This window comes from Bradyrhizobium sp. (genome assembly GCF_049798375.1).
GTDB lineage: Bacteria > Pseudomonadota > Alphaproteobacteria > Rhizobiales > Xanthobacteraceae > Bradyrhizobium.
The window spans coordinates 1-9,997 of sequence record NZ_JBARGP010000406.1 but is presented as its reverse complement, the minus strand read 5'-3'; the positions used below and the strand labels follow the sequence as shown (position 1 = coordinate 9,997).

Sequence of the window (9,997 nt, the reverse complement as noted above, 5' to 3'; positions counted from 1 at the left end):
GACCGGCGCCATATCCGCGACACCGACATGGCGCGGCTCAAGGCCGAGATTTCCAAGCCGCTCAATTTCGAGATGGCCGCGACCGACGAGATGGTGGGTATCGCGCTCGCCACCAAGCCCCACGCGGTCTGCCTGGTACCTGAGCGGCGCCAGGAGCTGACCACCGAGGGTGGCCTCGACGTGGTCGGCCAGCACAATGCGCTGGCCCCTGTGATTGCCCGGTTCAACGATGCCGGCATCCGGACCTCGCTGTTCATCGCCGCCGACCCGCGCCAGATCGAGATGGCGGCCAAGCTGCGCGCCCCCGTGATCGAGATCCACACCGGCGCCTGGTGCGACGCCATCACTGATGGCGACACCGCCAAGGCCGCCGCCGAGTGGCAGCGCATCGTGCAGGGCGCGGCGCTGGCCCGCTCGGCCGGGCTCGAGGTCCATGCCGGCCATGGGCTCGATTACGCCACCGCCGAGACCATTGCGGCACTCCCCGAGATCGTCGAGCTCAACATCGGCTACTTCATGGTCGGGGAGGCGTTGTTCGTCGGCCTGGCCGAGAGCGTGCGCGACATGCGCGCCGCGATGGATCGGGGGCGGCGCAAACTATGATTCTTGGTATCGGCTCCGATTTGATCGACATTCGCCGGGTCGCCAAGGTGATGGAGCGCCACGGCGACCGCTTTCTCAACCGCGTTTTCACCGAGGCCGAGCGCGCCAAGGCGGCGCGCCGGGCCAAGAACGAGAACATGGTGGCCGCGACCTATGCCAAGCGCTTCGCGGCCAAGGAGGCCTGCGCCAAGGCGCTGGGCACCGGGATCCGTCAGGGCGTCTGGTGGCGCGACATGGGCGTCGTCAACCTGCCGGGGGGCCGTCCGACCATGCGGCTGACCGGCGGTGCGCTGGCACGCCTGAAGGCTCTGACTCCCAGGGGATGCGAGGCCCGCATCGACGTCTCCATCACCGACGACTGGCCATTGGCACAGGCCTTCGTCATCATTTCGGCCGAGAGTGCGGGCAGTCCCTGATGCGGGCACGTCCGGATCCGGCATAAAACTAAAAATATCATTTTTATCAGTGGCTTATCAACTTTTGATGCGGCCGTTGATTGCGCCCGCGAAAACAAACGTTTAAAAGTTCGCGGATCGAGCAAGAAGCTGCAATGGGGCAAACTCGGGTTCACACACCGGGTTGGCCTCGACCACCAGAATCAGGACAGGCTCCTCTTGGAACGACCGCGGCATGGGCAGGCTGTTCGCGCGAGCGGGACAGTCTGTCGTGAGCGGGAGCTGAAGGACTCTGACGCGCCACGGGCTGCGGAGAGAGTCTAGTAGCGCAGGGGCAGGTCGGTTCGGTAGAAGCGGAATGCCAAAGGGACATTGGAAGAAGCATGAGCGTGACGTCCGGAACCAAGACTGAGAATGGCCTCGGCGAAACCGTTCGCGTCGTCATTCATGCGCTCCTGATCGCGCTCGTGATTCGGACCTTCCTGTTTCAGCCCTTCAACATCCCGTCGGGATCGATGAAGGCGACGCTTTTGGTCGGCGACTACCTATTCGTCTCGAAATATTCCTACGGCTACAGCCATTTCTCGATTCCGTTGTCGCCGCCGTTGTTTTCCGGCCGCGTTTTCGGCTCCGAGCCCAACCGCGGCGATGTCGTCGTGTTTCGGCTGCCGAAGGACACCGATATCGACTACATCAAGCGCGTGATCGGGCTGCCCGGTGACCGCATCCAGATGAAGGACGGGCTGCTCTACATCAACGACACGCCGGTGCAGCGCGAGCGGCTCAGCGACTTCGTCGGTGAGGATCCCTGCGGCGCCGCCGATTCGACCGCGCGGGTGAAGCGTTGGAAGGAGACGCTGCCGAATGGCGTCAGTTACGAGACGCTCGATTGCGTCGACCATGGCTTTTACGACGACACCAATGTCTACACGGTGCCGCCGGGACATTTCTTCATGATGGGTGACAACCGTGACAACTCGACCGACAGCCGCGTGCTGTCGGCTGTGGGCTATGTCCCGCTCGAGAACATCGTCGGCCGCGCCCAGATGATCTTTTTCTCCATTGCCGAAGGTGAGCATGCCTGGGCGTTCTGGCACTGGCCGGGTTCGGTGCGCTGGAACAGGCTGTTCAAAATCGTGCGATGATCGACGATACGACCGACATCCAGACCACACAGGCGGCGACCGCCCCCAACCCTGACGCCCCGGGCTCTGACGCTGCAACGTCCGAGCCGGCGTCCGGCGATGCCGGGCAGCCGGTCGCGAAGAAGCGCAGCCGCAGCAGCGCCAAGGGCAAGGCGAAGGGGGCGGAGAAAGCCGGCGAGAAGGCGGCGACCGCGGCGATCGAGGCGCGCATCGGCCACGGCTTCGCCGATCCCTCGCTGCTGGCCACGGCGTTCACCCATGTCTCGGCGCTGAAGTCGAGCAAGAAGCGCGGTGACAGCTACCAGCGGCTGGAGTTTCTCGGCGACCACGTGCTCGGCCTGATCGTCTCCGACATGCTCTACCGCGCCTTTCCGAGCGCCGACGAGGGCGAACTGTCGAAGCGGCTCGCCGACCTCGTGCGCAAGGAAAGCTGCGCCGATGTGGCGAAGTCGCTCGGCCTGCTCGAAGACATTAAACTCGGCGCGGTCGGGGCGGGCGCGGGTGCGCGGTTGCGCAAGTCCGTGCTCGGCGACGTCTGCGAGGCCGTGATCGGCGCCATCTTCCTCGACGGCGGCTATCAGGCTGCGGTCGGCTTCGTCGAACGCAACTGGACTGAGCGGATGCGAAAGCCCCGCCGCCCGCTGCGTGATCCCAAGACGGTGCTGCAGGAATGGGCTCAGGGCAAAGGCCTGCCGACGCCGGTTTACCGCGAGGTCGAACGCACCGGCCCGCATCACGATCCGCAATTCCGTGTCGCCGTCGACCTGCCGGGCCTCGATCCGGCCGAGGGCATCGGCGGCTCCAAACGCGCGGCCGAGAAGGTCGCAGCATCAGTCATGATCGAACGTGAAGGCGTCAGTGGCGGCAGCAATGACGGATGAGTCCCAGGCCACGCCAGTGCCGGCAGAAACCCGCTGCGGCTTCGTCGCGCTGATCGGGGCGCCGAATGTCGGCAAGTCGACGCTGGTCAACGCGCTGGTCGGCTCCAAGGTCACCATCGTCTCGCGCAAGGTGCAGACCACGCGTGCGCTGATCCGCGGCATCGTCATCGAGGGCGCCTCGCAGATCATTCTGGTCGACACGCCCGGCATCTTCGCGCCCAAGCGGCGGCTCGACCGCGCCATGGTCACGACCGCCTGGAGCGGGGCGCATGATGCCGATCTGGTCTGCGTGCTGCTCGATGCTCAGAAGGGCATCGATGCCGAGGCCGAGGCGATCCTGAGCAAGGCGGCCGGTGTCGCGCATGAGAAGATCCTGGTCGTCAACAAGGTCGATCTGGTGCCGCGCGAGAAGCTGCTGGCGTTGGTTGCCGATGCCAACGAGCGGCTGGCGTTTTCGCGCACCTTCATGATCTCGGCGCTGTCGAATGACGGCGTCGACGATGTGCGCCGCGCCCTGGCTGCGATGGTGCCGCCGGGACCGTTCCATTATCCCGAGGACCAGATGTCGGACGCGCCGCTGCGGCAGCTCGCGGCCGAGATCACCCGCGAGAAGATCTACGGGCACCTGCACCAGGAGCTGCCGTACCAGTCGACCGTCGAGACCGACAGCTGGACCGAGCGCAAGGACGGCTCGATCCGTATCGAGCAGACCATCTTTGTCGAGCGCGACAGTCAGCGCAAGATCGTGCTCGGCAAGGCCGGCGCCACCATCAAGTCGATCGGCGCGAAGTCGCGCGAGGAGCTTGCGGAGATCACCGGGGCAACCGTGCATCTGTTCTTGTTCGTCAAAGTGCGCGAGAACTGGGGCGACGATCCGGACCGCTACCGCGAGATGGGCCTCGAATTCCCCAAGGAATAGCAATAACAATGTCCGTGCCCAGGAACGTGTTGTGGTTCGAAGTCCTGATGTACATCTCGCTGATGCTGGATGCGATATCGGTGGCGGTGCAGGATCGCACGCCGACGCCTGAGAATCCCGACTCGGCGATTATGGCTGTGGCGATCCTGAACGGCATCGTGATTGTGGCCATGGCATTCTTCGTCTATCTGGCGGCTCATGGCCGCAAGAACTGGTCGCGCTGGGTGATTCTGGCCGTGGAGGTGCTGACGATCATCTCGCTCGCGCTGTTCCTCCGGGACAACAACATGACGCTCGATGCCGGCATCGAGATCATCGCCAGCGTCCTGGTGACGATCGGCCTGTACTACTCCTTCACCGGCGACGCGCGCGGCTGGTTCAACGCGTGACGCGGGCCGTCATTGCGAGGAGCCGAAGGCGACGAAGCGATCCAGACTTTCTTCCTGACTCTGGATTGCTTCGCTTCGCTCGCAATGACGGGTGGAGGAATCGCGGGGCGATGAAGATAGGCACACACACCGATGGAATGGACCGATGAGGGCATCGTGCTGGGCTTGCGGCGGCATGGCGAATCCTCGGCCGTCGTCGAGCTGCTGACGCGCGAGCACGGCCGCCATCTCGGCCTGGTGCGCGGCGCCAGCGGGGCGCGGATGCGGCCCGTGCTGCAGCCGGGCAATACGGTGCGGGCGGTGTGGCGCGCCCGGCTCGACGAGCATCTCGGCATGTATGCGATCGAGGGGCTGGAGCTGCGCGCCGCGAACCTGATCGCCGCCTCGCATGGCGTCTACGGCGTGACGCATCTGGCCGCCTTGGTACGGCTGCTGCCGGAGCGCGACCCGCATGGGGACATCTACGCGCAACTGGAATACGCGCTGAACGATTTCGAACAGGCCGGCGAGGCCGCGGTCCATATCATCAGGTTCGAGCTCGCGATGCTGACCGAGCTCGGCTTCGGGCTCGATCTCGGCAATTGCGCGGCAACCGGTGAGACCACCGATTTGATCTATGTCTCGCCGAAATCCGGCGGCGCGGTCTCGCGCAGCGCCGGCGAGCCATGGCGCGACCGGCTGCTGCCGCTGCCGGCCTTCCTGCGCGAGCACGATGAGCCTCCCGGCTGGTCGGACCAGGACCTCGCCGACGGCTTCCGCCTCACCGGGCTGTTTCTGCTGCGCCATGTGCTGGAGCCGCGCGGGCAGGGACATTCCGACGCGCGCGAAGGCTTCATCAACGCGGTGGCACGGATTCGGACACGGCTGGCGCAGGGCTAGCCGACGCGAAGCGTCGTTGGAAAGCAGCAAGCACAGCGCTACGCGCGTTCGAGGACGCGCTCTTCCTGCTTTCGGATTTCACATCCGGGGCATGATCTGCAGCTCGAGCAGCGCCAGCCGCTGGATCGCGGTGACATCGCGCTCGCCCTCCTTGGCAGCGCGCAGCACGGCCTCGGCGAGCAAATTGACATGGGTCGAGCTGACCGGCTCCGGCAGCGCCGCGATCGAGGCGTTGAGCGCTTTGGTCATCAGCGCGATGGTTTCCGGAGAGAATGCGGCGTCAGAGAAGTCTTTCATGGGACTTCTCCATGGGGCGCCCGCGTCCCCAGCCGATTGATCTCTTGGCCTTCGCACGCAGCGCGACAAACCGCGCCCAGACCGACGCGAACCATGGAAGTGTCAGTAGCTTCGGCTTGACGATCAGGAACAGACGTTCGACCAGCAATAAGCTTGCGGCATAGGCCGCAACGATCAGGCCGGTTCCGGTGATCCAGTGGCCCTCGCCGGCGACCGCCAGCGCGGCAAGCTTCATCGGTTCGACCAGGCAGGCCGGTACGACCAGCAACAGCAGGGACTGATAGGGTCCCAGGCTTTCGATCCACGCGCGGGCGCGTGCCGGAGGGCCGCTGCCTGCCCCCTTTGCGTTGACGTCAACGCGCGACATTCAGGTCTCATGCTTAGCGGGTTGGTAACAACGCGGTGACTACTGAGGAAGAGAACGTCCCAGGGCAGGGCTAGTTCCGGCCGTAAAAGCGCGGGGATCGGCCCGCCGGTCCGCAGTCGATCAGCGATCATGGCGAAGGGTTGTGATTCTGTAAACGTTCAACTGATTAGTCGAGTGGGCGGCGGAGCAGGCGCAGACCTCCAATCCGCGGCACCAGTTGCGGCATGCCAATCAGCGCCCGCCGACAGCGTCATGGGAGCCACCCTATCGGCGATCGAGGCCGCGGCCAGCCTTGCGCTCTCCGGCAGGTAACGTGTGTCGAGCGAGAAGGTTGAAAGCGTGGTGTGGGAATCGCTGCTTGAGCCCGGAAAGGAGCCGAGGTCGTGCGATAGCAGCCGGTTAGGATAGTCTCAATTGGGCGTGTGCCTAGGGCTGACCATCGGTTCGGCCGGCTTGCTGTTGTCAGCGATGCTCCCTAAAAATCTCGCGTCATCGTCTTTAGGAACCGGAAGATGTTCGCTTGGTTTCGCCGCAGGCCTCCGCCACCCACGAACGAGCAAGTGCGGCTGGCCGAGGCCTTGGCAACGTATCCGGCGTATGCGCCACCCGAATGAGATCCTGCTCCGCAAAATCTCGGTCAGGCCAGCAATGCCTACCGAGAGTATTTTTTTGCCAACAAGGAATCGCGACTTTACGCGCTGCGCGGGTTCTTTGCCAAATTCGATGTCAGTATGAATCTGGAAGATGCCGGGCTGATGGCGGTGTCGGGCTGGCTGCCGCAATATGCCGACCTGCTGCTCGATGATTTCAACAGCGAGGACGTTCGCGATGCATATCGGACCTTTTCACGTCCTTGGATCGGGCCGCTGAATGGGCTGAACATCATTTTCGATCTCGGCATATATTATGCCGAATGCGTTTGGCTTCGGCGAACGAAGCTGAAATGGATCGTGATGCGCGGTCCCGACATCGGAATTGTGGCCCATTCTATCTCTGGCCTTCCAGGTGGAAAATTAACTGATCCCATGCACTGGACGTATAACCATTGCAGAAACGTCTGGGTGACAAAGAAGGCAATGAAGCAGCGGCTTCCTCATCATTCTCGCGGTGCAGGGTTTTTGAGCCGCGAGGCCTTCTCTTGTAGCGTGCTCTCGGAAGCCCCGCCCGGCCGCAGGAGGCGGAAGTCTCCGCCTTCGCCCGACATGCAGGCGCGCGAATCGTGACTGCCGGCCAACCTTCGCTCGGAGGTGATTAGACGGGTCGGCGGTATGGCGAGAGGGAAATCTATTCGCTTTACCGGAAAATTCCTATTTCATTTTATCAGAAATCATGCTAGAGGTGTGCATCCTGTCCCGAAATGAGGGGCGTACGCGCGATCGTCACGATACGCGGGGCGGGGAGCGGTGGGCGTAGCGGGTCGCAGCGTGATTCATCACGTGGACGAACGATCCGGTACGCACGGTCAAGTCGTGTGGTCCTGGCGTCGCGGTGCGGGCGCTAAGTCTGCGTTGGGACGAGCATGCGGATGACGGGGGCAATAAAGCCGATCCCCGGGGAGCGCGAAGCAGCCGTGGAAACCATCGCGCAGGGAAGGCCGGGCGTTTCTCGGCTGAGCCTGTGGTTCTGCCGCGTGCTTTCTTACTGCACGCGGACCGCGGGCGCCAGCCAGCGCCCGGTCTTCCCTGCGCCCTCTGCACAAAGAGGGACATCGTAGTTGATAGCTCGGACGCGAATGCGTCGCGAGAAGGTCGGTGCATGTCTCGCGGAGATGCAATGTCGCCAACACTAACAGGTGTCATCGCCCGCGAAGGCGGGCGATCCAGTACGCCGCGGCTTCTCGATCAATCAGGGCTGTCTCTGGATACTGGGTCCCCCGGTCAAGCCGGGGGACGACGTTGTGTGTGTAGTTCACCCCTTGATGAACGCCAGCAGATCTGCGTTGATCACGTCGGCATGCGTCGTTGCCATGCCGTGCGGCAGGCCCGGATAGGTCTTCAACGTGCCGTGCTTCAACAGCTTGATCCCGATGCGCGCGGAATCGTCGATCGGCACGATCTGGTCGTCCTCACCATGCATCAACAGCACCGGCACGTCGATCGCCTTGAGGTCCTCGGTGAAGTCGGTCTCCGAGAACGCCTTGATACAATCGTAATTGGCCTTGGTGCCGCCCATCATGCCCTGCCGCCACCAATTTTGGATCACACCCTGCGACACCTTCGCGCCGGCACGGTTGAAGCCATAGAACGGCCCGGTCGGGACATCGAGGAAGAATTGCGCGCGGTTGGCGGCAAGCGCCGCGCGAAAACCATCAAACACTTCGAGCGGCAGGCCACCGGGGTTGTTGTCCGACTTCACCATGATCGGCGGCACCGCGCCGATCAGCACGGCCTTGGCGACGCGGCCCTTGCCGTGAACAGCGACATAGCGGGCGACTTCGCCGCCGCCGGTGGAGTGGCCGACATGAACGGCCTCCTTGAGGTCGAGCTTGGCGGCGAGCGCGGCGACGTCAGCGGCGTAGGTGTCCATCTCGTTGCCATGTTCGGTCTGGCCGGAGCGGCCATGGCCGCGGCGGTCATGGGCGATGACGCGGAAGCCTTTGTCGAGGAAGAACAGCATCTGCGCGTCCCAGTCGTCCGCCGACAGCGGCCAGCCGTGATGGAACACGATCGGCTGACCCTTGCCCCAGTCCTTGTAGAAAATCTCGGTGCCGTCGGATGTCGTCACGAAGCCTGAACTCATCGGATACTTGCCTTTCTCACGGGATCGAACTTGCCGCCTTCAAGGGACGGGGTGGAATGACGACCGCGGCAGCTTCGACCGAATTGTCTGCCGCGATCAGGTCTCGCTTGAACGCTTTAGCTGATGTCGATGACAAGGCCACGCAATGGCGCCCGCCGCTGGCCTTGCAAGACCGGCCGGCTCGACAGCAACCGGCGTGCGGCGCAATTTGCGCCGGAGTGATTCGCGGGGCGTGGCTGCCGCAAAAGAAACGCCTGCGAATCGCCGCACCCAGGCCCGTGCGCAGCATGCCGGTATGTCACTGCGGCCGCACGAGATTTGCACCACGCCGCCCGATCGCATAAAGCGTGGTCCAAAGCTGATCCAGGACATCGATTTTTTACGACCTAACCCGCTGAAAGCGCGAAGCTAATGGGCAAAGCCACACCGCCGCCGGAACCGGCTGAAATTCACGAGGTCGCACTGCGCGACGCGCTGGAAGAGCGCTATCTCGCCTATGCGCTCTCGACCATCATGCACCGCGCGCTGCCCGACGCGCGCGACGGCCTCAAGCCCGTGCACCGGCGCATCCTCTACGGCATGCGGCTGCTGCGGCTCGATCCCGGCACCGCCTTCAAGAAGTCGGCCAAGATCGTCGGCGACGTGATGGGCTCGTTCCATCCGCATGGCGACCAGGCGATCTACGACGCCATGGTGCGGCTCGCGCAGGATTTCTCCTCGCGCTATCCGCTGGTCGACGGCCAGGGCAATTTCGGCAATATCGACGGCGATAACGCCGCCGCCTATCGCTACACCGAAGCCCGCATGACCGATGTCGCGCGGCTCCTGCTCGATGGCATCGACGAGGACGGCGTCGAGTTTCGCCCGAACTATGACGGCCAGACCAAGGAGCCGGCGGTGCTGCCCGGTGGCTTTCCGAACCTGCTCGCCAATGGTGCGCAGGGCATCGCCGTGGGCATGGCAACCTCGATCCCGCCGCACAACGCGGCCGAGCTCTGCGACGCCGCGCTGCATCTGATCGAGAAGCCGGACGCCAAGTCGAAGGCGCTGATGCGCTGGGTCAAGGGACCAGACTTTCCGACCGGCGGCACCGTCATCGACTCCAAGGAAGCGATCACCGACGCCTACACCACCGGCCGCGGCTCGTTCCGCGTTCGCGCCAAGTGGAGGCAGGAAGAGGGCAATCGCGGCACCTGGATCGTGGTCGTCACCGAGATCCCCTTCCTGGTGCAGAAGTCGCGGCTGATCGAGAAGATCGCCGATCTCCTGAACGAGAAGAAGCTGCCGCTGGTCGGCGACATCAGGGACGAGTCGGCCGAGGACATTCGCCTCGTCATCGAGCCGAAGTCGAAGAACGTCGATCCCGCGTTAATGATGGAATCG

General features: G+C 63.8%; 12 protein-coding genes. 9 read left to right on the top strand and 3 right to left on the bottom strand.

Annotation, left to right across the window (positions count from 1 at the left end; all coding sequences use genetic code 11):
* The 7 genes from WA702_RS17350 to recO form a co-directional block, all read left to right on the top strand.
* Nucleotides 1–603 (top strand): pyridoxine 5'-phosphate synthase (locus WA702_RS17350; RefSeq protein ID WP_425111768.1); only part of this gene is annotated, 603 nt, incomplete at its 5' end.
* On the top strand, nucleotides 600–1,019 hold the full coding sequence (acpS, locus tag WA702_RS17345; RefSeq protein WP_425111767.1) for a holo-ACP synthase: 420 nt from the start codon (nucleotides 600–602) through the stop codon (nucleotides 1,017–1,019). The genes WA702_RS17350 and acpS, both read left to right, overlap by 4 nt.
* Before the next feature lie 362 nt (nucleotides 1,020–1,381).
* The gene (gene lepB / locus WA702_RS17340) at nucleotides 1,382–2,143 is read left to right on the top strand and encodes a signal peptidase I (RefSeq protein WP_425111766.1); all 762 of its coding nucleotides are present in this window, start codon (nucleotides 1,382–1,384) and stop codon (nucleotides 2,141–2,143) included.
* Entirely contained in the window at nucleotides 2,140–3,024 is an 885-nt protein-coding gene (rnc, locus tag WA702_RS17335; RefSeq protein WP_425111765.1) for a ribonuclease III, read from the top strand. The genes lepB and rnc overlap by 4 nt, the downstream gene beginning before the upstream one ends.
* Complete coding sequence (gene era, locus WA702_RS17330; protein WP_425111764.1) at nucleotides 3,014–3,943, top strand: GTPase Era; 930 nt, start codon at nucleotides 3,014–3,016, stop codon at nucleotides 3,941–3,943. The genes rnc and era overlap by 11 nt, the downstream gene beginning before the upstream one ends.
* An 8-nt stretch (nucleotides 3,944–3,951) precedes the next feature.
* Nucleotides 3,952–4,332, top strand: coding sequence for a hypothetical protein (locus WA702_RS17325; protein WP_425111763.1), 381 nt, complete (start codon nucleotides 3,952–3,954; stop codon nucleotides 4,330–4,332).
* 132 nt (nucleotides 4,333–4,464) lie between these two features.
* A complete protein-coding gene (recO, locus tag WA702_RS17320; protein WP_425111762.1) occupies nucleotides 4,465–5,211 on the top strand; it encodes a DNA repair protein RecO in 747 nt (248 codons plus the stop codon).
* A 78-nt stretch (nucleotides 5,212–5,289) separates the two neighbouring features.
* Here recO and WA702_RS17315 read toward each other — a convergent pair whose 3' ends face one another.
* Entirely contained in the window at nucleotides 5,290–5,508 is a 219-nt protein-coding gene (locus WA702_RS17315) for a hypothetical protein (protein WP_425111761.1), read from the bottom strand.
* Complete coding sequence (locus tag WA702_RS17310; RefSeq protein WP_425111760.1) at nucleotides 5,492–5,875, bottom strand: hypothetical protein; 384 nt, start codon at nucleotides 5,873–5,875, stop codon at nucleotides 5,492–5,494. The genes WA702_RS17315 and WA702_RS17310 overlap by 17 nt, the downstream gene beginning before the upstream one ends.
* 731 nt (nucleotides 5,876–6,606) lie before the next feature.
* Here WA702_RS17310 and WA702_RS17305 point away from each other — a divergent pair.
* Complete coding sequence (locus WA702_RS17305) at nucleotides 6,607–7,098, top strand: hypothetical protein (protein WP_425111759.1); 492 nt, start codon at nucleotides 6,607–6,609, stop codon at nucleotides 7,096–7,098.
* Nucleotides 7,099–7,783: 685 nt separating this feature from the next.
* Here WA702_RS17305 and WA702_RS17300 read toward each other — a convergent pair.
* Nucleotides 7,784–8,614, bottom strand: coding sequence for an alpha/beta fold hydrolase (locus WA702_RS17300; RefSeq protein ID WP_425111758.1), 831 nt, complete (start codon nucleotides 8,612–8,614; stop codon nucleotides 7,784–7,786).
* 411 nt (nucleotides 8,615–9,025) lie between these two features.
* On the opposite strand from WA702_RS17300, the gene WA702_RS17295 reads away from it, so the two are divergent.
* On the top strand, nucleotides 9,026–9,997 hold a 972-nt coding region (locus WA702_RS17295; protein WP_425111757.1), incomplete at its 3' end, for a DNA gyrase subunit A.

What these genes read in the sequence shown, in the direction of transcription:
- acpS (WP_425111767.1), top strand. Translation starts at nt 600, where the DNA reads ATGATTCTTGGTATCGGCTCCGATTTGATCGACATTCGCCGGGTCGCC.
- lepB (WP_425111766.1), top strand. Translation starts at nt 1,382, where the DNA reads ATGAGCGTGACGTCCGGAACCAAGACTGAGAATGGCCTCGGCGAAACC.
- rnc (WP_425111765.1), top strand. Translation starts at nt 2,140, where the DNA reads ATGATCGACGATACGACCGACATCCAGACCACACAGGCGGCGACCGCC.
- era (WP_425111764.1), top strand. Translation starts at nt 3,014, where the DNA reads ATGACGGATGAGTCCCAGGCCACGCCAGTGCCGGCAGAAACCCGCTGC.
- WA702_RS17325 (WP_425111763.1), top strand. Translation starts at nt 3,952, where the DNA reads ATGTCCGTGCCCAGGAACGTGTTGTGGTTCGAAGTCCTGATGTACATC.
- recO (WP_425111762.1), top strand. Translation starts at nt 4,465, where the DNA reads ATGGAATGGACCGATGAGGGCATCGTGCTGGGCTTGCGGCGGCATGGC.
- WA702_RS17315 (WP_425111761.1), bottom strand. Translation starts at nt 5,508, where the DNA reads ATGAAAGACTTCTCTGACGCCGCATTCTCTCCGGAAACCATCGCGCTG.
- WA702_RS17310 (WP_425111760.1), bottom strand. Translation starts at nt 5,875, where the DNA reads ATGTCGCGCGTTGACGTCAACGCAAAGGGGGCAGGCAGCGGCCCTCCG.
- WA702_RS17305 (WP_425111759.1), top strand. Translation starts at nt 6,607, where the DNA reads ATGAATCTGGAAGATGCCGGGCTGATGGCGGTGTCGGGCTGGCTGCCG.
- WA702_RS17300 (WP_425111758.1), bottom strand. Translation starts at nt 8,614, where the DNA reads ATGAGTTCAGGCTTCGTGACGACATCCGACGGCACCGAGATTTTCTAC.